This window comes from Tautonia sp. JC769, assembly GCF_040717455.1.
GTDB lineage: Bacteria > Planctomycetota > Planctomycetia > Isosphaerales > Isosphaeraceae > Tautonia.
Window position 1 is genome coordinate 1 of record NZ_JBFEFH010000049.1, and the last position, 20,185, is coordinate 20,185.

15 protein-coding genes are annotated in these 20,185 nt (G+C 69.5%); 7 read left to right on the forward strand and 8 right to left on the reverse strand.

Annotation, left to right across the window (positions count from 1 at the left end; translation table 11 throughout):
- Positions 1-72: 72 nt before the first annotated feature.
- From AB1L88_RS26380 to AB1L88_RS26395, 4 genes are all read right to left on the reverse strand, one after another.
- Positions 73-1,206, reverse strand: a complete 1,134-nt coding sequence (locus AB1L88_RS26380) for a hypothetical protein (protein WP_367099710.1) — start codon at positions 1,204-1,206, stop codon at positions 73-75.
- Complete coding sequence (locus tag AB1L88_RS26385) at positions 1,203-2,195, reverse strand: M56 family metallopeptidase (protein WP_367099711.1); 993 nt, start codon at positions 2,193-2,195, stop codon at positions 1,203-1,205. The genes AB1L88_RS26380 and AB1L88_RS26385 overlap by 4 nt, the downstream gene beginning before the upstream one ends.
- Positions 2,192-2,602, reverse strand: coding sequence for a BlaI/MecI/CopY family transcriptional regulator (locus AB1L88_RS26390; protein ID WP_367099712.1), 411 nt, complete (start codon positions 2,600-2,602; stop codon positions 2,192-2,194). The genes AB1L88_RS26385 and AB1L88_RS26390 overlap by 4 nt, the downstream gene beginning before the upstream one ends.
- Positions 2,603-4,093: 1,491 nt before the next feature.
- Positions 4,094-4,996, reverse strand: a complete 903-nt coding sequence (locus AB1L88_RS26395; RefSeq protein ID WP_367099713.1) for a ThuA domain-containing protein — start codon at positions 4,994-4,996, stop codon at positions 4,094-4,096.
- Positions 4,997-5,208: 212 nt separating this feature from the next.
- Here AB1L88_RS26395 and AB1L88_RS26400 point away from each other — a divergent pair, with 212 nt between their 5' ends.
- The 4 genes from AB1L88_RS26400 to AB1L88_RS26415 all read left to right on the forward strand — a co-directional run bounded on the left by AB1L88_RS26400 (position 5,209) and on the right by AB1L88_RS26415 (position 8,898).
- Positions 5,209-6,165 carry a methyltransferase domain-containing protein gene (locus tag AB1L88_RS26400; protein ID WP_367099714.1) on the forward strand — a complete coding sequence of 319 codons (957 nt, stop codon included), beginning with the start codon at positions 5,209-5,211 and terminating at the stop codon, positions 6,163-6,165.
- Between the two features lie 98 nt (positions 6,166-6,263).
- Complete coding sequence (locus AB1L88_RS26405; protein ID WP_367099715.1) at positions 6,264-6,782, forward strand: RNA polymerase sigma factor; 519 nt, start codon at positions 6,264-6,266, stop codon at positions 6,780-6,782.
- A complete protein-coding gene (locus AB1L88_RS26410) occupies positions 6,740-7,267 on the forward strand; it encodes a hypothetical protein (RefSeq protein WP_367099716.1) in 528 nt (175 codons plus the stop codon). Before AB1L88_RS26405 ends, AB1L88_RS26410 begins: the two co-directional genes overlap by 43 nt.
- 182 nt (positions 7,268-7,449) lie before the next feature.
- Positions 7,450-8,898 carry a hypothetical protein gene (locus tag AB1L88_RS26415; RefSeq protein WP_367099717.1) on the forward strand — a complete coding sequence of 483 codons (1,449 nt, stop codon included), beginning with the start codon at positions 7,450-7,452 and terminating at the stop codon, positions 8,896-8,898.
- 75 nt (positions 8,899-8,973) lie between these two features.
- Here AB1L88_RS26415 and AB1L88_RS26420 read toward each other — a convergent pair whose 3' ends face one another.
- The gene (locus tag AB1L88_RS26420; protein ID WP_367099718.1) at positions 8,974-9,894 is read right to left on the reverse strand and encodes an SMP-30/gluconolactonase/LRE family protein; all 921 of its coding nucleotides are present in this window, start codon (positions 9,892-9,894) and stop codon (positions 8,974-8,976) included.
- A 268-nt stretch (positions 9,895-10,162) separates the two neighbouring features.
- A complete protein-coding gene (locus AB1L88_RS26425) occupies positions 10,163-11,620 on the reverse strand; it encodes a sulfatase-like hydrolase/transferase (protein WP_367099719.1) in 1,458 nt (485 codons plus the stop codon).
- A gap of 540 nt (positions 11,621-12,160) precedes the next feature.
- On the opposite strand from AB1L88_RS26425, the gene AB1L88_RS26430 reads away from it, so the two are divergent.
- The gene (locus AB1L88_RS26430; RefSeq protein ID WP_367099720.1) at positions 12,161-15,568 is read left to right on the forward strand and encodes a sigma-70 family RNA polymerase sigma factor; all 3,408 of its coding nucleotides are present in this window, start codon (positions 12,161-12,163) and stop codon (positions 15,566-15,568) included.
- 121 nt (positions 15,569-15,689) lie between these two features.
- Here the strand turns inward: AB1L88_RS26430 and AB1L88_RS26435 are convergent, their stop codons facing one another.
- On the reverse strand, positions 15,690-16,214 hold the full coding sequence (locus AB1L88_RS26435) for a hypothetical protein (protein WP_367099721.1): 525 nt from the start codon (positions 16,212-16,214) through the stop codon (positions 15,690-15,692).
- A gap of 513 nt (positions 16,215-16,727) precedes the next feature.
- On the opposite strand from AB1L88_RS26435, the gene AB1L88_RS26440 reads away from it, so the two are divergent.
- On the forward strand, positions 16,728-17,999 hold the full coding sequence (locus AB1L88_RS26440) for a diacylglycerol kinase family protein (RefSeq protein ID WP_367099722.1): 1,272 nt from the start codon (positions 16,728-16,730) through the stop codon (positions 17,997-17,999).
- 60 nt (positions 18,000-18,059) lie between these two features.
- Positions 18,060-18,641, forward strand: coding sequence for a hypothetical protein (locus tag AB1L88_RS26445; RefSeq protein ID WP_367099723.1), 582 nt, complete (start codon positions 18,060-18,062; stop codon positions 18,639-18,641).
- Between the two features lie 104 nt (positions 18,642-18,745).
- On the opposite strand, the gene AB1L88_RS26450 is transcribed toward AB1L88_RS26445, so the two are convergent.
- Positions 18,746-20,185: hypothetical protein (locus AB1L88_RS26450; protein WP_367099724.1), on the reverse strand; the 1,440-nt coding region annotated here is incomplete at its 5' end.

Genomic DNA, 20,185 nt, shown 5'->3' on the forward strand with positions numbered 1-20,185 from the left:
CCCTCCTCCCCGGGATCGGCCCGGCCACTTGATTCCGCGACGTCGCGCCCAACGCCTCCGAATCGATCCCGATCAGCCCGAGAGCCAGTACAGCCTGCTCAGGAAGAGGGCGCCGGGGACACGCAGGGTCCGGGCCGCGCCGTCCTCGGTGTCGATGATCAGGATGCGATAATCCGGTTCCTGATTCCGCCGCACCTCCGGATCACGATCAAAATTCATTGCGGTGCAGGCGACGGAACGACCATCCGGCGACCAGGCCGTGTCGGTATAAGACCCCGCCGACTCCTCCGCCGGGGTGAAGCTGCGCCGATCGGTGCCGTCCAGGTTCACCGTGACGATCGACCGGCGTTCGACGAAGGCCAGTCTCCGACTGTCGGGCGAGAAGCTCGCATGGGCGCTGATGTCCTCGTCCGACATGCGTCGAAGGCCCGACCCGTCCGGGCGAATGATGTAGACGTGATTGCCCCTCGCGTCCGGGTGATCGGGCGAGGCGGTCGCGATCCACTGTCCGTCGGGCGACCAGGCCATGATGCAGTGCGATTCCGGGATGGGGAGCTTCACCCGGTTCGTCCCGTCGGCGTTCATCCGCCAGTGCTCCCACCGCCTCGGGTCCTTGCCCAGCTCGGTGGTCAGCAGCGGCACGATCAGCTCCGAGCCGTCGCCGGACCAGACCGCCCAGTCGCCGAACTCGCAGACCGTCTCGACCGGGGCATCTGGCCGTCCGAATTCGGCGATCTTGACGTTCGTCAGCCGGAGGTAGCCGTCCCGGGTCTCATGATCTCCGAACGCCAACCTCGTCCCGTCGGGCGAGATCGAGAAGACATCCAGGTTGCGGGGATGCGCCATGCGCCATTCCCCCGACTCAGGATCCAAGGCCACGATGCCGCCTCTCTCCGCACCCTCGCCCCGCTCCAACTCCTCCTGAGTAATCAGTGTGAAAATCGCATGAACATAGAGCATCCCCTTTGCCTTGTCGTCTTGCCCCGGCACCGCCCCCGGCTCGACGGCCCTCCCCGGCCGGAGCGTCGGCCACGCGGCGAGGCCCAGGCTCAGCAGGCCCGCGTGGAGGACCTGTCGCCGGGTCGGCGCCCCCGAGTCCTTCGCCAGGCACGGCAGCATGGCCATCCTCCGCTTCCAGAAGGTGCTGAGATGAGGACACGAGTGCGAGTCGATCCCGCTGCTCCAGGGTCCGAACGACGTGATCATGATCCGCGCTCCTGTTGATGCGTCCCGGGCGACGACCGACGACGATCCCCGCCCCCGATCCCTCCTCCATCGCCGGCCGACGAGGCGAGCGATCCCTGCGAAACGACGTGAACGAGCGTCCGCGCATAGCCGACCGGGTCGCGGCCGGAATGGGCCATCGCGATCCGGTCGCAGGCCAGCTCCCGCTCGAACCGCGCCCGGGCCGCCGCCAGGTGGGCGACCGGGTGGAACCAGTAGATCCGCCTCGCGATCTCCGGAATCCACCCCCAGAGCAGATCGCCGCGTTTCAGATGTGCCAGCTCATGCACGAGCACCCGCCGCGCCGCCATCGGGTCGAGGCTCGCCACCAAAGACCCCGGCAGCACCAGGGTCGGGCGAATCAACCCGCAGACGAACGGCGACCCCGAGCCCGGCGTCACCAGCGTCCGGGGAGGCCGTCGCAACCCCAACGCCTCGGCGGCCCCTTCGATCCATCCTCCCCAGGTCCGATCAGTCATCGGCTCGGCCCCGCACAGCAGCCGCGACAGCCCCGCATGCTGCCGGGCCAGCACCACCACCCCGGCCCCGATCCCGACGAGCCAGGTCATCAACGCCCACGACGCCCACGAGATCCTCCCGACCCCCCACGCCCACCCCGCCGACCTCCCGCCTGGCGGAGCCCCGCCGTCCGGCATCCCCTCGGCCTCCAGGGCCGTCGGCCAGACCGGCACCCCGTCCCCGATCCCGGCGTCCCCCGCCGATTCCTCCCCGCCGCCCGCGCCGATCGGCCCCCGGACCACCCCCGGCATCCCCACCGAGACGACCCAGAACGGCATGAGCATCAATTTGATCGCCACCGCCTGCCAGAGCCAGTAGCGGATCTCCGGCATCGCCCCCCGCAGCCCCCTCGCCGCGACCGCCACCACCGCCGCCAGGATCGTCGACTGCCAGACGATCGCCCAGGTCATCGCCGCCCACGCCGCCGACCAGGTGTTCAGCAGGTCGATCATGGCCCCGGCTCCGTCGGACCGTCCTCGTCCATCTTCCGGACCAGGGCCCGGAGCGCCTCAAGATCCTCGGCCGACAACCCCTCCGCCCCCGACTCCGCCAGATACGCCGCCAGCGGCCCCGCCGTCCCGCCCAGCATCCGCTCCACGAACCTCCTGACCAGCGCCGGCAAGAGCCGATCCCTCGCCACCGTCGCCCGGAACCGGACCGGCCCCGCCTCCCCCTCCACCCGCTCCAGCAGGCCCTTCTCCACCAGCCGCTGCATCGTCTTCAAGACCGTCGTCCGCGCCACCGGCTTCTCCGCCTGCACCCGGTCCGTCACCTGCCGCTCCGAGCACGGCTGATGCTCCCACACCAGGCGCATCACCTGGATCTCCAGCTCTCCCAACGAAGGCGTCGCCTCGGCCATGATCCTCTCGTCGCCCCCTTCTTCTTTACGGCGATTGTCGTAGCTCTGCGGTGATCTTACGGCGTCCGTCGTCAGCCGTCAAGGGGCCTGATGCTTCGATCCGTCCGAGGGCCTGCTGCAACGTGCCTCGCGGGGTGGCCTGGTTCACGTCCGCCTGGTCCGGGGCGCGGAATGACGCGAGGTGTTCTGTTGTGCCTGGCTTGCCTGCCAGGCGAGGCCCCGTATCGACCTATTGCGCCGTCGCCCCCCGGACAACGGGAGCGTCGATCGGGCCATCTGCGTCCTCAATTGCCCGACTCCTCACCCCCTTGAGCCGGGCCGCGAGGAGGCTCGGCCCGGGCGATTTTGCCCGCCCGCCGGTTTGTGTGACTGCCGGGCCGGATTTCCACGATGATATCAGTAAGGGCAGGGGAGTCTCCCGATGGGGCCTCTCCTCGTGTCGAGGGAAGCCGCCGCTCGCGGGGGCACCCTTTGGCTCGGCCGGGCGTCTTTGGCAATCGGGTCGGAGCAAGATCATCGGGAGATGCCGGGACACACCCTTGAGCCATCGCGCGAAAGGAACCCACGATTGGGTTCCGAGTCCTGCGTCGCGGCGATCGGCAGATGATGCGAGGTGCCCAGCATCCTCCTTCGATCTCGAACAGGAGAATTCCCGAAACGAACGGGGCGTCCGTGGCGGAACCCCTTGCCATCATTCGCATTGCTGCCTCATCTCTCCGGCGCACTGGTGCGCACCGAGCCTGCACACCGATGCGCACCGCGGGCGCCCCGACGGCCAAGCACTCGGGTCCCGGGGGCGGGCTGGAGCCTCTGCGAGACGAACAGCCATGCCCTCGGAAGGGCCACCCACCGAAGACGCACCTCTCCGGCACCGCCTCTGGATGACCGGGTGCCCCGGGTTCCGCGCAGCGGACCCCGGGCGGTTCTGCATGACCCCTCGCCCGGGGTCCGCTGAGCGGGACCCGGGGCACCCGGCGTGCCTCTCCCCCTGGGAGGGGGGCCTCGACGAATCGAAGCCGAAATCGCGCGGACGGAATTCCCGAAACGAACGCGAGGCGATGAGCGTAACCCCTTTTGCCGTAGGCACTATCACACGATTCGCCGCGGCGCACCGCGGCGCACCAGGCCCGCGCACCCAGGCGCACCGGGCCCGTGCCTCGCGACGTCCGGGGTGTGTCAAGCGATACCGGGATATCGAGAGGAGTAGGATGCCGTCGCGTCCGCGAAGACGCACCTCCCCCGGTGACGGTGCGTCTTCGCGGACGCGACGGCACCCTACGCTCGGGCTTGAAACAACCCGAGCGGGGCGTGGCCTTTGGACGAGAAGTGCCGTGGCGAAACGAGCCAAGCTGGCGACGGGGAAATCATCGAAACGAAAACGGGGCGATCGACGTAACTTCCTGGCATCGCATCGAGATCGGGCGTCCCGGGCCGGCGTGCCGAGGCGCACCGGCCCGGCGCACCAGGGCGCACCGGGCCGGAATGGCGGGATCAGGAGGCCGGCTTCGGCTCGTCCTGGTTGGCTTCGAGCTGGGCCCGCGAGGGAGTCTCGCTGGGGACGCCCCCCTCGGGGACCTCGCCGCCGGAGGCCCAGACGATGGCGTTGAGGACGACCGTGCGGAAGTCGTCGTCGCCCCAGTTCCAGTGGACGTGGCCGCCGGTGAAGCCGAAGCCTCGGCCGCCGTCGGGGCGCTCGAAGGCCCAGGCGACGTGCTGGGGTTCGCCGGCGGCGACGGCGCGGCGGACGTCGGGGTTGCCGCTGCGGTCGCCGTCGGGGCGAGACAGGGACGACTCGGGGGGGACGGCCGAGAGGATCGGGGTCACCCCTTCCATCCCGGGGCGGAACCGCATGTGGTAATACCACTCGTCGTTGAGGGTGAACGGCCCGACCCCCCGGGTGATCGGGTGGTCGGGCAAGTCGGCGAAGGTCGGGGTCCAGTGCGGGTTGACCGACCAGTGCAGCTCGAAGTAGCCGCCGAGCCACTCCAGGAAGTCGTCGCCCCCGGGCGACCCGGCGGGCACCTCCACCGCGAAGTGCAGGCAGACCAGGCCGACGCCCTGCTTCATGAGGTCGTCGAGGAAGTCGCGGTGGGGCAGGGCCGGATGACCCCCCGCGCCGTCGGAGTAGATGACGATGGCGTCGGCCCCGTCGAAGACGGCGTTGTCCTCGGGCCAGCCGTCGGCGACCACCTTCGCCGTATAGCCGGGCATGCCCGCTTCGAGGGCCTCGGCCAGCAGGATCGAGCCGGCCCGGTGCTCGTGGGCACCATACCCGTGGCTCTGCTTGCCGGCGACGAACACGACGGTCTTCGTCTGCTCGTCGTCGGCCTGGGCGGCCGGAGATGCGACCAAAAGGGCAATCGAGGCGATCAGGCAACCGGTGGAGCGTGTCATGATCGGGAGAGCCTCGCGAGGAGCGATCGAACAGGAAGGATGACCCTCGGCCTCCCGCGCACCGAGGCCGATCGAGCCTCGGGGCGAGGGGGCCTCCTGAGGGCTTACGATACCGCGGCCGATCCGGGCCTGCCACGGGATCGCCCCGGTCTCATCGAGGCCGACTCGAAACGAAGGAGCCAACCGACCCATCATCTCGTAGAATACGTGACATGAACCCTGAACTGCTTGCCCTCATCCGCTGCCGATCGTGTCGGGCCGCCCTGGAGCCGGGGCCGGACCCGGGGGGGGCGTCCGCCCTGCGTTGCGAGGGCTGCGGCGCCTCGTATCCGATCGTCTCCGGCGTGCCGAGGCTCGCCGAACACCCCTACGTCGCCAGCTTCGGCCGCCAGTGGAACCGCTACGACGTGGTCCGCGACGAGGAGGACGAGGCCGTCTTCCGGGTCAAGACCGGGGTCGATCCGCAGAGCCTCGCCGGCAAGCTCGTGCTCGACGCCGGGTGCGGCGGCGGCCGATACGCCCGCCTGCTCGCCCGGATGGGGGCGACGGTGCTCGGCGTCGACCTGAGCGACGCCGTCGACCAGGCGTCGAAGGCCACCGCCGAGTTCCCCAACGCGGCGATCGTGCAGGCCGACCTGCTGGATCTCCCGCTGGCCGAGTCGGCCTTCGACCTGGTGTTCTCGATCGGCGTTTTGCACCACAGCCCCGACCCGCGCCGGGCCTTCGCCGAGATCGCCCGCCGCGTCACGCCCGGCGGCCGCCTGGCCGTCTGGCTCTACCGCAAGAACACCCCGCCGCAGGAATGGATCAACAGCGGCCTCCGCGTCTTCACCTCCCGGATGCCCGCCCGGGCCCTCGAGCCGATCAGCGCCGGCCTCGGCGTCCTCGGCAGCATCCCGGTCCTGAAACAAACACTCAACAAGGTGATCAACTTCTCCAACCACCCCGACTGGACCCTCCGCGTCTGCGACAACTTCGACTGGTACGCCCCCACCTACCAGTCGCATCACACCGCGGCCGAGCTCCGGTCCTGGTTCGAGGCCGAAGGCTTCGGCGACCTGACCGAGTTACGCCCCCAGAAGTCAGGTCGCGCCTACGAATGGGCCTATGATCACAACCTCATCATCGGCAGCGGCGTGAACGTGGCCGGCACCCGGCTCGGCGGCTGACGAGAAAATTCGGGCCTCTGCGGAAAACCCGAGCCTCGGCGACGTCTTTCTTCCAGGAAGATCATCACGAGCGGCGACGGGGACGACGCGGAGGGAGCATGGCGGTGATCGGGCCGGAGCGGGTGGCGCGGTTATTCGATGAACTCGGGGCCGCCCTGGCGCTCTATGCCCGGCAGTGGTGCGAGACCCCCGAAGATGTCGTCCAGGAGGCGTTCCTCGCCCTGGCCCGACAGCGTTCGGAGCCCGAGAACGTCGTCCCCTGGCTCTTCCGGACGGTCCGCAACGCCGCCATCGCCGCCAGCCGATCAGCCCGCCGCCGGAAGGCTCGCGAGACGAAGGCCGCCGGCCCCGAGTCGTGGTTCGCCTCGACCGACGACCGGCTCGACGCCGACCGGGCCGCCGAGCTGCTCGTCGAGCTGGAGCCGGCGACCCGGGAAGTGATCGTCGCCCGGATCTGGGGGGCCTTGACCTTCGAGGAGGTCGCCTCGCTGCTCGGCTGCTCGCTCACCACGGCCCACCGGCGCTACCACGCCGGCCTGGCCCACCTGCTCGCCCGGCTCGAAGGACAGACACCATGCCCGACACCGAACGCCCCCGAATCCCCGACGATTCCTTGACTGTCCTGGAGGCCCGCCTCCGGGGCTGGCAACCCTCCCCCGTCGGGCTCGACCGCGACCGCCTCCTGTTCGAGGCCGGCCGGGCGTCTGCCCGATCCGGACCAGGGGCCGGCCCCTGGCAGTCGGCCACGGCGGTGCTCGCCCTGCTCTCGACCGGCCTCGGTCTCGTCTTGATCGACGCCACCGCCGACCGCCGAGACCTCCGCCAGGCTCTGCTCGCACAGCAAACCCCGACCGATCCGATCCCCGAACGTGCCCCGATTCCTGATCCGATCCCGAGCGTCCCGGAGCCCGTTCCCCCCCGTCCCCTCGCGGAGCCGAGGCCGCTCGACCCCTCCAGCTACCTCGCCCTCACCCGCCGCTTCGCCTCCGGCGGCGGGCTCGACGATCCTCCGACCATCGTGACTCCCGATTCCGAGTTCGACTCCCGCTCCCCCCGGCCGATCCTCCGCGCCGGCGGGTTCGATCGTGCCCTCGACCTTTAGGGCTGAATGGCCTGATAGCCTCACGACCGGGTTGGCCGGGCCTGAATCCCGTAGGGTGCGTCTCGCGACGCACCTCCGCCGAATCCCGCCATACCTCCGCGCCGTCCGTTGTCCCCGGTGCGCCTCGCAACGAGCCAGATATATTCTCGTATGTGGAATTTATTGATCAAAGGGGTTTTCGCATGAGATTTATCCGATTCAATCGATGCCTCCTGGCCGCCCTGGTCCTCTCGGCGTCCATCGCCTCGGCAGCGACCGTCCGGGCCGACGACGAGCCCGAGGCCCAGCTGCTCAACCTCGTCCTCACGCCCCGGCCCGAGCCGGTCCCGGCCCTTCGCTACCGCCTGCTCCCGTCCTCCGCCGAGCTGTACCCGGGCAATGCGGCGCCCGTCTACCTCCGTTTCTATGCCGAGCAGAATCCGGAGGCGAAGAAGCAGATCCACGAGAAGGCCGTGCCGTGGCTCGACGAGCCCCTCGATGCCTTCCCCGTCGAGGAGGCGGGCGACTTCGTCAGAATGTACGGCAACTCGCTCCTCCAACTCGCCATCGCCGCGCGGCGAAAGGAATGTGATTGGGCCTATCCGTTGTTGGAGCAGCGGGAGGAGGCCTACAACATCCTCTTGCCCGATATCCAGGAACTTCGCACCGCCTCCCGCCTGCTTGCGCTGAAAGCCCGGGTCGAGATCGCCCAAGGCGACTTCGACGAGGCGGTCCGGACCATCCAGACCGGCATGGCGATGGCCCGTCACCTGGCGGAGTCGCCGTTCATGATCAGCCGGCTGGTCGGGATCGCCGTGGCCAACCAGTTCCTCGACCGGGTCGAGGAACTGGTCTCCCGGCCCGACGCGCCGAACCTCTCCTGGGCCCTGGCCGCCCTGCCTCGACCTCTGATCGACACCCGCGAGGGTTTGGAGACCGAACAGGTCGTCGGCGAGTGGATCCTCCCCGAACTGACCGGGCTGGACTCGGTCGGCTCCGAGGAGGAGTGGGAAATCCGCCTGGCAAGGCTCCACGAGCGCCTCGCTCGCATCGACGTCGAGCTGCGACAGGCACCGGACGATCAGGACGAAGGCGACCGGGTCCCGGAAACGCTCGATCAGTTCCGATCAGAATACCTGCCCGCCGCCCGGGAGTTCTTCGCGGAGCCCGGGTCCCTCGCGACCGATTCCAACGCCGAGCTCATCGTCCGGTTCCTCGCCGAACGCAACCGACGGCTCATCGATGGGGCGTTCAAGTTCTCGTATCTCTCGATCCGAGAAGCCTTGCCCATCTTTGCCCGGTCGAGGATCCCGGACGATGCGTCGATCGTGCTCATGCCCATCCTGCCGTCGGATTCGGGGGACGAGGTCCTCGCCCTGGTCAGACATCTCCATCTGCCGCCGGCCCGGATCGCTCGCCGGGTCGCGGCGCTGCGGGTCGTGGAGGCGATCCGCTGGCACGCATCGGCCAATGAGGGGACGTTGCCGGCCTCGCTCGACGCGATCGAGGTCATCCCGGTGCCGGTCGATCCCGTCTCGGGAGCGCCGTTCTCGTACCGCCTCGACGGCGAGGCGGCGATCCTGGAGGCACCCGAGACGGCCCTGCCGGTACCGACCCCGGGCCTCCCGTATCGCATCACCCTCCGAAAATGATGGCTCGAGAGGGCAGATCGGGTGACACAAATGTGTCATTCGGATCTGCTCAGGCGTGCTTTCGTTTGTGACGGGTCAATCGCCCGGGTGGTAGCCGGTCAGGGTGGTCTCGATCCGGTAGAGGCTCACGCCGGCGGTGATGTAGAGGGTGGAGCGGTCGGGGCCGCCGAACTCGACGTTGGTGGGGTTGGCGGGGGTGGGGATGAAGTCGATGGGGGTGCCGTCGGGCTTGTAGATGTAAACGCCCCCGAGTCGGCCGGCCCCGGCGGTGGCGACGATCAGGCCGTCGGCGGTGATGGTCATGCCGTCGATGCCGCGGCCCTGGCCGAAGTCCTTGATCTTGCGGGGGTTCGAGACGTCGCCCGTCTCGGGGTCGAGGTCCAGGCGGATCAACGCCCGGCGCTCGGGGCCGTTGTCGGAGACGTAGAGATGGCGGTCATCGGGGCCGACGACGACGCCGTTGGGCTTGCTGGCGGTCGTCTCCAGGCGGGTGACGGTGCCGTCCGGGTCGATCCGGTAGACCGATTCGAGGTCCAGCTCGCGAGGCTCGTCGCCGACGTATCGGGGGTCGGAGACATAGACACGCCCCTTGCTGTCGACCGCCACGTCGTTCGGGCTGTTGAACCGCTTGCCGTCGTAGCCGTCGGCCAGGGTGCGGACGGTGCCGTCGGCCTCGGTGATCGAGACGCGGCGGTTGCCCCCCGTGTTCGCCCCCTCGGCGGCGACGAGGCGGCCGTCGGGCGTGAAGATCAGGCCGTTCGACCGGCCGCTCGGGTCGCGGAAGGCGGTGGTCTCGCCGGTTTCGGGGTCGAACCGCATGATCCGGTCGCCGATGTCCGAGAACAAGATCGCCCCGTCGGCGGCCATCGCCCCGCCTTCGGTGAACTCCCCCTCCGACCAGAGCGTTTCCAGGGTTGCCCCCGGCTTCACCACCCCCGAGGGGACGGCCACGGTGACGGTCGGCATCAAGAAAAGGGCAAGTGCTGTGGAAAGCATGTCAGAGGATCCTTGGAGCATGAAGGGAGGGAATTCCGGAGAAAAGGCGGTTTGGAGCCACGGATGGAACACGGATGGAACACGGATCGGAGAAGACTTGAGGTTTGAGAAAGAGGGGACGGCGTCTTCGTCCACGAGTCGGGGCAGGGGCATCAGGCAACCGACTGAGACACGCTCTCGCGAATCCTGATCCTCCACTCTCCTTCTCTCTCCTCTCCTCCCATCCGTGTTCCATCCGTGTTCCATCCGTGGCTCAAAACCTCCCGGGTCACTGGCCTTTGTCGTCGTCGCCGCGGAGGCTCCGCACGACCGAGGCTTGCCAGTCGGCCAGGGCCTCGGCCATCGCGGCGGTGCGGTCGGGGTGGTCGCCGGCCAGATCCTGGGATTCGGTCGGGTCGGCGGCGAGGTCGTAGAGGGTGAGGGTGATCGAGCCGTCTTGCCCGGGAATGCGGTGGAGCTTCCACGAACCGTCGATCCAGGCGGCGTGGCCGGGGAGTTCTTCGCCCGCTTCGAAGGCGGCGATCAATCGCTCGGCCGGCTCGGTCGGCACGGGGGGCAGTTCCCGGGGCAGCGGCTCGCCGGCGTTCTGGGCGGCGAGGTGGGCGGCCATGATCTCGGCACTCGGCGTGCGACGGCCGGGGCTGGGGGCGACCCAGAAGCCCATCGGTTTGGGACGGGCCTCCATCGCCCCGGCGATCAGCGGGGCCAGGCTCACCCCGTCGAGCGGCCGATCGGGCTGGGGGTAGGAGACGCCGGCCAGGTCGAGCACGGTCGGCAGGATGTCGACGGTGCCGCTGGGGAGATCGCTGATGCGTCCCTCGGGGATCGCCGCCGGCCATTCCAGGATCGTCGGCACGCGGAGGCCGCCTTCCCAGAGCTGGCCCTTGCGGCCTCGGAGTCCGCCGGTCGAGCCGGGCCCGTTGTTCTGGGGGCCGTTGTCGCTGGTGTACCAGACGAGGGTTTCCTCGGCGATCCCGCGCTCGCGGAGGCTCGCCCGCAGGCGGCCCATGGCGGCGTCGATGCCGGTGATCTCGCCGTAGTAGTTCTTGAGGCGGTTGGTCAGTTCGAGGTCGTCGTACGGCTCCCTCGTCTCGGGGGTCGCCTCGTGGGGGGTGTGCGGCGAGCCGAACCAGACAACCGCCAGGAAGGGGCGATCGGCGGCGGTCGCCTCGTCGATGAAGTCGAGCGCGGCCTCGACCGTCACCATCGAGCTCTCCCCTTCGAGCGGCTCGGCCGTCCCTTCCCGGCTGAGGATCGGGTCATTCTCGTAGAAGTTCGGGGCCGAGAGCCAGGTTTCGAACCCGCTGTCTCCGGGGTTGTTCGCCCCCTCGGGCCGGACCGAGCCGAGGTGCCACTTGCCGAAGTGCCCGGTGGCGTAGCCGGCGTCGCGGAGCAGCTCGGCAATGGTGACTTCCTCGGGCCGAAGCTCGAACCCCCAGGAGAAGCAGCCGAAGCGGTTCGGGTGCCGACCCGTCAGGACGCTCCCCCTCGTCGGCGAGCAGACCGGCGCGGCCGTGTTGAAGCGGTCGAGCCGCAGGCCGACGGCGGCCATCGCATCCAGGTTCGGCGTGTGCGGGATCGGGTCGCCGTTGTAGCCGACGTCGCCGAACCCCTGGTCATCCGCCATGCACAGGATGATGTTCGGCCGTTTGGGCAGCTCGGCTGCCGGGACGAGTGTCGTGATACTCAGGAGCAAGAGCAGGGGGGGGACTCGCAATCGGATCATCGGTGCCTCTCTCCTCGGCAATTCGGTCGTCTCACTCAATGGATTTGTGCCCCACTTTCCCGGACCCTGGCCCCGAAGGCAAGTCTCCCGACTCCTCTGCCCGGGGTGGGGGCGGGGGCGGCCCCGACGCCGTCGATCGTTTCCCAATAGGGCCACGCCCGTCATGCCGAGCCGCCACCAGGTGAGTTGTGTTGTACCGCTTCCGGTCTTCATCGGTGGGTTCACGGTATTTCGGCGGGTGCCCCGGGTTCCGCGCCGCGGACCCCGGGCGGAGTTGCATGCGCCTGCCGTCCCCCGGCCCGGGGTCCGCGGCGCGGAACCCGGGGCACCCGGAACCCACCAGTATTGACTGGAAGCGGTACTACGCGAGGGACCTTGCAATCGTCCTGCCCGGCAGGAGGGTGTCGTCTCGATCTTCGTGCCCGCATCGGGAGATTTTTTCCGAGCCGATCCCGAAAACTTCGGACGCGCGGGGCGTCGGGCGGCCAGTAGGATGGTGACGGGGCAATACCGTGAGGCGGGGAGGGGGGAGGAGGCTCGATGAGTCGGAGGATCACCGGCAGGGCGCTGGAGGACCTGGGCAGGGTCTTCACGATCGGGGCGATCGGCCGCCTGAGCGACGGCGAGTTGCTCGCCCGGTTCCTCGACCGCGACGGCAAAGGGGGCGAGGAGGCGTTCGCGGCCCTGGTCGAGCGGCACGGGCCGACCGTGCTGGGCGTCTGCCGGCGCCTGCTCGGCGATCCGCACGAGGCCGACGACGCCTTCCAGGCCACCTTCCTCGTGCTGGCGAGGCGGGCGGCGTCGCTCTCGGGGCGCGATCGGGTGGGGAACTGGCTCTACGGCGTGGCGCTGCGGGTGTCTCGGGAGGCCCGTCGCCGGGCCGATCGGCGGCGGCGTCGGGAGCGCCTGCTCGGGGACGAGGCCGAAGTCATCCCGTCGGCCGGCTCGGTCGCGGTCGGTTCCGACCGATCGGTCGAGGAACTGCGCCGGCTCATCGTCGAGGAACTGGCCCGGCTCCCCGACCGCTATCGGGGGCCGTTGCTCCTCTGCGACCTCGAAGGCCGCTCCCGCCGCGAGGCCGCCGACCGCCTCGGCCTCGCCGAAGGCACCCTCTCCAGCCGCCTCGCCCGCGGCCGAGACCTGCTCCGGGGCCGCCTCGTCCGTCGCGGCCTCGCCCCCTCGGCCGTGATCGCGGCCCTCGGCCGACCCGCCGCGGCGGGGGTGCCGGCGTCTCTGGTGCGGCGGACGGCCGAGGCGGCCTGGATCGTGACGACTCGCGGTGTTGCCGCCGGGGCGGTCCCGGCGGCGGTTTCCGGACTGGCAGGAGAGGTGCTCAGGACCATGTTCTTCTACAAGTTGACGGCGGGACTGGCGGCGGTGGGCCTGGCGGCCTCGGTGGCGATCGGCGCGGCCTGGGCCATCGGCCCGCGAGGGGGAGGGCCGCCCGTCGCGCCGTTGGCGGTCACGCCAGTCACGGTTGTGGAGGACGAACCGGGCGAGGACGAAGACACGCCATCGACCATCGCCCGGGGGGTGGTGGTCGATGAGGAAGGTCGGCCCGTGGCCGGTGCAGAGGTGACGGTGTTCCTGCCGGTCGAGGAGAGGGGGACGGGCGTCTCAGACGCCGAGGGGCAATTCGCGATCGCCGCACCGGGGAGGAACCTGGGCGGGCATCCGGTGGTCGCCTCGGCAGGCGACCGGGGCCGGCTCGGCTTCGCCGTCTACGACTGGCAGAAGGCCCAGGACGGGGAGGAGGAAATCCTCCAGGTCATCCTGAAGCCGAGTCGCGAGGTCGTCATCCGGGCCGAGGACGGGGAGGGCAGGCCGGTCGAGGGGGCGACGATCGAGCTGTTCGCGAACCTGACGCCGATCGTCCGGACGCGGTCCGACGCCGACGGCCTGGCCCCGGTCCGCTTGCCGGCCGACGCGCCGATCGCATGGGCGGTCGGCTTGAAGTCGGGGGTCGGATTCGACTACGCCGAACTCGGTCCGGAGCGGAACCGGGGGACGAAGGCGGCGGACCTGCCGGGCGCCATCGACCTGAGCCTCGATGGGGCCCGAACGGTGAAGCTCAAGGCGGTCGATCGGCGGGGCGAGCCGCTGGAGGGGGTCGACTTTTATACCTGGCTCATCATGAAGGCGGGGAAACGCGAGGTCGCCAACCTCGGCGGCTCCCAGAGCTTCCACGCGACGACCGGGGCCGACGGGATCGCGACCTTCGACTGGATCCCGGCCGTGACGGCGCAGCCGATCCAGATCCTCAGCCGATCGGAGGGCTATCACGCCCCCGATCGGGCGATGATCGGGCCGGAGGCCGCCTCGGGGGCGACGATCACGGCGGAATTCCTCCGGAACGGGACGATCCGGGGTCGGGTGACGCACGCCGATGGGTCGCCGGCCGGGGGGATCGAGATCACCGGCCATGGGTCGGGGTGGGGCTTCGGGAGCAGCGTGGAAGGCCAGACGGAAGAAGACGGGTCGTTCGAGTTCTCGGTGGAAGCGATGCATAACTACATCATCGGCGTGATTGACGAGGAATGGGCGGCGCCGAGCCGCGCCGGGATTGTCGTGGAGGAGGGGCAGACGGTCGACGGGATCGACTTCACGCTCGGCCGGGGGGCGGTCATCCGGGGGACGGTGACGATTGGTCCGGACGCCAGGCCCGAGCCGGGTGCCTTCGTCCAGTTGATCGAAAGCGGAGGGGCAATGCCGGAATACCTGAGGCGGGAGGGGGACCGCACCTCCCGTGTGCTCCAGCTTGTCCGATTTGCGAGGACCGGCGAACAGGGAGCCTACCGATTTCGGGTCGGCCCCGGGAGCTTCACCCTGGTCGGGCTCGGGCGAGGGGCAAGAAGCCAGACGGTGGATGCGGTCGAGGGGGAGGAATACGTCGTCGATTTCCGGATGGAACGGCCAGAGCGAGGCCCGTTCGCGGGCCGGGTCGCCCTGGCGGCCGACCCCTCGAAGGGCCTGGAGGGACTGCTCGTCCAGGCGGTGCCGGCGAATCAGTCGATGCAAGGCCATTTCACCCTGTCGAGCGGCGAGGACGGCCGCTTCGACACGGAACGCTACCTCGACCGCCTGGAGATCCTCGCCCGGAATCAGGACTGGTCGCTGGGCGGCATCCTCCGGGTCTCGGGCGAGGACGACGAGGTGACGATCCTGGTCGGGCCGACGGCGTCGGCTTCGGGGATCGCGCTGGACACGACGGGCGAGCCGCTGGCGAACCAGGGACTGCATGCGGGGACGGAGGTCTACCAGGGCGATCCGGCCGACTCTCCCCCCCTCATCACCGCCTTCAGCCCGGAAGTGACGACGGACGCCGAGGGCCGCTTCTCCATCAAGGGGATGGTCCCGGGACGCGAGTACCGCATCTCTCATTACGACGGCGAATATTATCAACACATCGCCACAATCACGCCCGTCGAGCCGGGGCAGATCGACCTGGGGACGGTCCGGGTCGGCAGCCCGAGGCCGGGTCAGGAGGACGCGATGTCGTCCTTCCTCCGTGATGCCCCCGACGCCGGGGACGAGGCGCCGGCGATCGAGGCGACGACCCTGGACGGCGAGCCGCTGAGCCTGGAAGAATTCCGGGGCAAGTATATCTTGGTCGACTTCTGGGCGACCTGGTGCGGCCCGTGCATCGCGGAGATCCCGACGATGGAGGCGGTGTTCGCGGAGTTCGGCGAGGATGAGCAGTTCGTGATGCTGAGCCTGAGCATCGACGAGGAGATCGAGGCGCCGAGGGCGTTCCAGGCCGATCGGCGGTTGCCGTGGGCCCAGGGGTTCGTCGGCGAGGGGATTCGAAGCGAGGTGCTCGATGCCTTCGGCGTGCGGGCGATCCCGGCCCTGGTCCTGATCGGGCCGGACGGCACGATCGTCGCCCGTGGGATGCGCGGCGATCAGATCCGCGAGGCGGTGGCGAAGGCGCTGACGGCCCGCGAGTGAACCACGCCTCGCCCGGGGTGGCCCAGGGCGTGCCGACCCCGGGCGAGGGAGGAGACTTGGCCCGGCCCAGCGGCCTCGGGAAGAAAAGGCGTGGTGGGCCGGGCGATAAGAGCGGCGGGGATCAGTCCTTCACGCGGGAGAGGACGAAGGAGTGGGTGCCGGAGGGCTTGCCGTCCATGTAGCCGGTCCACTCGCCGGTGATGGAGTCGGCGTCGTGCAGGAGGATGCGGCCTTCGTGCATGTGCATGTCGGTGGCGGGGTCGAAGTTGGTGCCGCCGTCGAAGGCGAAGACGAGGGCCTCGGGGGAGGAGGCCTCCCGGTCGAGCACGAGCCGGGGCTGGTTGCCGGCGGCGCAGTAGTGGGTGGCGCGGAGCTGGTCGCCGTCGAGGTGATAGACGCTCATCATCTCGAAGCTGGTGCCGGGGCCGTAGGTCTCGACGATGGCGCTGCCGTTGGCGGTCAGGCGGTAGGTGAGGACGAAGACGTTCTCGCCCTCGCGCTGCTCCCAGGTGCCGACGAGCGACTTGAGCCGCTCGAACGCGGCGGACGCATCGATGGGCTTCGGCTCCTCGTCGAGGGCGAGGCCCGGGGCGCTGGCGAGCACAACGACGGCGAACGCGGCCGAGAAAACGCGTCGGGCATGCATGGGCGATAGGCTCCGGAATCAAAAAAAACAGGGACTCGGTGGTTCCTCCGATCAAGACGCCTTGACGCGAGTCCGGCTCGGCACCGGCCTCCTTCCGGATGGTGCGGGAAGAAGGTGGCAGATTCACCCTCTCCCCCGCTCGCGGGCGGGGAGAGGGGGCCGGAATGGTTCGGTCGAGGCATCTGGCGGAGGCTCCACAACATTTGGGGGATGGAACGAACGAGCGTCTCGGGGCTCATCAGGCGGTCGGGTCGGGCTTCCGAGGACGTCACGCACATTTGTATCCTATCGGCCGGGCATTGGGCAAAAGGTGATTCGAAAATCGCCCCGGGCCGACGCAGGGCCGTCGAGCCGGCCGGGGGGGGATCGGCAGGCCCGGCAAACGGGGAATCGCCTTGAACGGCTGGATGCATTCCCGGGGACTCGGGCGTACACTCAAAAAGGGCGACCACGGACGCCCCCCGGCGATCGATGCGATCCCGCCGGGCGAGAGGAACACCAGGACACCAACGGATGAGCTGGCTCGCGATTCACTGGAACGACGATCAACAGGAGCAGGCCAGGGCCGTGCTTCACAACGCCGAGGGCCTGCTCGCGCGGTTCCCGGTCAAGGCGGCGGCGGGAGTGGCCGAGGAACTGGAACGCCTCGGCTTCGAGACGGTCGAGCGCGTGGTGGGCCTGCGAAGCCTGATCGAAGGCCCCGAGGCCGATCGGCCGGTGGCGCTCGTCCTGTTCGAGGACCAGGCGATCGGCGCCGGGGGCGAGGTCGATGCGCTCATCAAGGATTGCCTGACCCGAAACATCGCGCTGGCCCTGAACCCGGCGACGGCCGAGGCCGTCTTCGAGGCGTTGCGGGCCAAGCGGCGGGCGTTCATGATTTTCAACCCCATCTGCGGGGCGGGGGACGCCCCGAAGGAGTGCGAGCGGATCCTCGAACTGCTCGAGCCGGCCATGATGCTCGACGTGAAGGAGACGACCCCCGAGGTGGGGGCCGCCGAACTGGCCCGGGCCGGCCTGGAGGCCGGGGTCGATCTGGTGATCGCCGCCGGGGGGGACGGGACCGTCTCCGAGGTGGCCGAGGTCCTGACCGGGACCGACGTCCCCCTGGCGATCATCCCGAGGGGGACGGCCAATGCCCTGTCCGTCGCCCTGTTCGGGCCGCAGCTCTACCTCGACCCGATCGGCCGGAGCTGCCAGGCGATCCTCGAGGGGGCGACCCGGACCATCGACACCGCCAGATGCGGCGATCGCCCGATGCTCCAGCTCGCGGGCATCGGGGTCGAGTCGGGGATGATCGAGCGCGCCCAGCGCGACCTGAAGGCGCGGTTCGGGGTGCTCGCCTACCTGGTCGGCGGCTGGGAGCAGATCAAGGCGCAGGAAGAATTCGAGGTGGTCCTGGAATGCGACGGCAAGCGGCACCAGTTCCGGAGCGGGAGCGTGGTGGTGGCCAACGCCGCGCCACCCAGCTCGGTCTTCGCCCAGGGAAGCGGCACGCCGGTCTTCGACGACGGCCTGCTCGACGTGACCACGCTCGTCGACGTGAAGACCCCCTGGGAAGCCGTGCAGACGATCATGCAGCTCTTCCAGGCCGGCCTGACGCAGCAGGCCCCCGAGGAACGCGTGATCACGATGCGGGCCGCCAGGGTGCGCGTCGAGACCAACCCCCCGCAGAAAGTGGCCATCGACGGCGAGCTGGTCGGCACCACCCCGGTCGAATTCGAGGTGGTGCCGGCCTCGCTCAAGGTCATCGTGCCGAAGCACGACGACCGGCACGCGACCTCGTGATCGCGAGCGAAGGCCGGGCGGATCATCCAGCAAGGAATGAGGAACACCATGATCAGGCGAATGACGATCGGAACCGCAATGGCCGCCCCGCTGCTCGGGGGGCTGGTGATCCTGACCCCCCTCGGCGCCGGCCGGATCGCCCGAGCCCAGGAGACGCCAACCGTCGGGCGCTTGCAGGAGCCCTCCCCCCGCGGCGAGGCCGCCCGGCAGATCGCCGAGCTGTTGCGCAACGGCGTCGACGTCGACCCGCAGGAGGTCATCGACTCCATGCCCTCGCTCGAAGCCCTGGCGACCCGTCGATCGGAAATCGCCGAGGAGCTGATGGAATTCTCCCTGGTCAAGTTCCTGGAGCCTCCCTCCCCCACGGCCCAGCGCGGCACCTTCCACGCGGCGATTGAAGACTACATGACGTGGTCGTCTCACCGACTCGACGCGGCGCTCGACCTGACCCCATCGCTCGACGACCGCCGCAACGTCATCGCCCAGGAAGTGGCCAAGATCCGCCGTGTCGAGGAAATCTATCGCGAGCTGACCGAGACGCGAGGCGTCGGCGTCACCCAGCAGAACTTGCTTGAACTCGAATTCAAGCGACTGCAACTGGAAACGCGGCTCGCTCACGAGCTTCGCACCGAGGGAAACTGATCAGCCTTCAACGATCCCTCCACACACAAAAAAACGGCCAACGCCCCGTTCGAGGCGTTGGCCGTGATTGACGCGATCACTCAACTCGACAACCGGTTCATCGCTCAGTTGTCGTTGTTGTTGTTGTTGTCGCTGTTGTTGTTGCTGTTCGACTGGTTGCCCGGCTCGGTGTTGCCCGGGGCCGGTTCGCGGGGGCTGGTGCCGGAGCCGAGGATGGTGGTCGGCTCGACCGAGATGGCCGTGGTCGACAGGAACGAGCTGTCGAGGTCGGCCCGGGTGCTGACCTGGCCGGAGGTGTTGGCCTTGGCGGTCAGGATCCAGCGCAGTTCCTCGCCCGGGGCGATGGTGTCAACCGCGCCGAAGTTCACCTTCTGGCCGTCGGCGTTGGCGTCGGTCGGGCCCTCGGCGTCCACGAATTCGAGGCCCTCGGGCAGGGTGACGGTGATCTGAACCTCGTCATCGTTGCCGGTGCCCTGGTTGACGACGGTCACGACGTATTCAACGTTCTCGCCCTGCGGCACCTGGTCGTTACGATCGACCAGCGCGAGCAGGAGCGCCGGCAGCGTGAGGATCTCGGCCTGGGCGACGGCCTGGGCCGCGGCCCGCTGACGGACCTCCTCCGGCTGGTCGTCGGCGGCGCAGAGCGACGAGGCGACGGCGACGTGACGCAGGGTCATGGCCTCGGCGTCACCGCTCTCGTCACCCTCGGCGCGGTCGCGATAGCCCTGCGGGACCTGCGACAGGTTCACGCTGAAGCTGACGACGGTCTCCTCGCCCGGCTCCAGCCGGCCGATGTCCCATCGGAGCATGTCCCCCTCCTGATCAGGGGCGACGCTGTTCAGGCTGGTCCGGCTGGTGCGGACGAGCCGGGTGCGGTCGTCGATGTCGACCTCGAGGCTCGTGTCGATGGCCGGGCCGTCACCCTGGTTGCGGACGGTGACGCGGTAGGTGCTCGGCTGGTCCGTGTACTGGACCTCGGGGCCTTCGATGGTGGCGGTCAGGTCGGCCGCGACGATCCGGGTCGACGGGCGCTGCGACTGGGCCTCCAGGTCGTCGGCCGTCGTGGCGACGGCCCGGCTGCTGAACTGGCCGAGCTGGGTGGCCCGGATGTCGGCGTTGAACTCCTTGGACTCGCCGGCCCGCAGGTCGCCGACCTCGTGGCGGAGCGTGCGCTCGCCGCTGGCCAGGGCCAGGCCCTCGGGCAGCTCGTCGGTCACGACCACGCCGCTGACGTCGGCCGAGCCCGAGTTGCTGACCGTGTATCGGAAGCGCAAGGGCTGGCAGATGTCCGCGACTTCCGGGACCGCCTTCGTCACCTCGATGTCGGGCTTGACGAACCGGGTGACGAGGCAGACCGTCGGCGTGTACGACACGCGGAAGCAGACGCCGGCCGAACCCTCGGCCTCGGCGATGGCCCGAATCCGGACCGTCTGCGTCTGGCCGGGCTTCAGCTCGCCGATCCGGACGGCGCCGTCGTTGCCCCGCTGGGCTCGCTGGCCGCGCTGATTCTGGCCCTGGCCCTGGCGGTTCTGCCTGGCCTGCTC

Coding starts and splice junctions, on each gene's coding strand:
- AB1L88_RS26425 (WP_367099719.1), bottom strand. CDS start 11,620: ATGATCCGATTGCGAGTCCCCCCCCTGCTCTTGCTCCTGAGTATCACG.
- AB1L88_RS26400 (WP_367099714.1), top strand. CDS start 5,209: ATGAACCCTGAACTGCTTGCCCTCATCCGCTGCCGATCGTGTCGGGCC.
- AB1L88_RS26430 (WP_367099720.1), top strand. CDS start 12,161: ATGAGTCGGAGGATCACCGGCAGGGCGCTGGAGGACCTGGGCAGGGTC.
- AB1L88_RS26395 (WP_367099713.1), bottom strand. CDS start 4,996: ATGACACGCTCCACCGGTTGCCTGATCGCCTCGATTGCCCTTTTGGTC.
- AB1L88_RS26405 (WP_367099715.1), top strand. CDS start 6,264: ATGGCGGTGATCGGGCCGGAGCGGGTGGCGCGGTTATTCGATGAACTC.
- AB1L88_RS26440 (WP_367099722.1), top strand. CDS start 16,728: ATGAGCTGGCTCGCGATTCACTGGAACGACGATCAACAGGAGCAGGCC.
- AB1L88_RS26380 (WP_367099710.1), bottom strand. CDS start 1,206: ATGATCACGTCGTTCGGACCCTGGAGCAGCGGGATCGACTCGCACTCG.
- AB1L88_RS26435 (WP_367099721.1), bottom strand. CDS start 16,214: ATGCATGCCCGACGCGTTTTCTCGGCCGCGTTCGCCGTCGTTGTGCTC.
- AB1L88_RS26385 (WP_367099711.1), bottom strand. CDS start 2,195: ATGATCGACCTGCTGAACACCTGGTCGGCGGCGTGGGCGGCGATGACC.
- AB1L88_RS26445 (WP_367099723.1), top strand. CDS start 18,060: ATGACGATCGGAACCGCAATGGCCGCCCCGCTGCTCGGGGGGCTGGTG.
- AB1L88_RS26410 (WP_367099716.1), top strand. CDS start 6,740: ATGCCCGACACCGAACGCCCCCGAATCCCCGACGATTCCTTGACTGTC.
- AB1L88_RS26420 (WP_367099718.1), bottom strand. CDS start 9,894: ATGCTTTCCACAGCACTTGCCCTTTTCTTGATGCCGACCGTCACCGTG.
- AB1L88_RS26390 (WP_367099712.1), bottom strand. CDS start 2,602: ATGGCCGAGGCGACGCCTTCGTTGGGAGAGCTGGAGATCCAGGTGATG.
- AB1L88_RS26415 (WP_367099717.1), top strand. CDS start 7,450: ATGAGATTTATCCGATTCAATCGATGCCTCCTGGCCGCCCTGGTCCTC.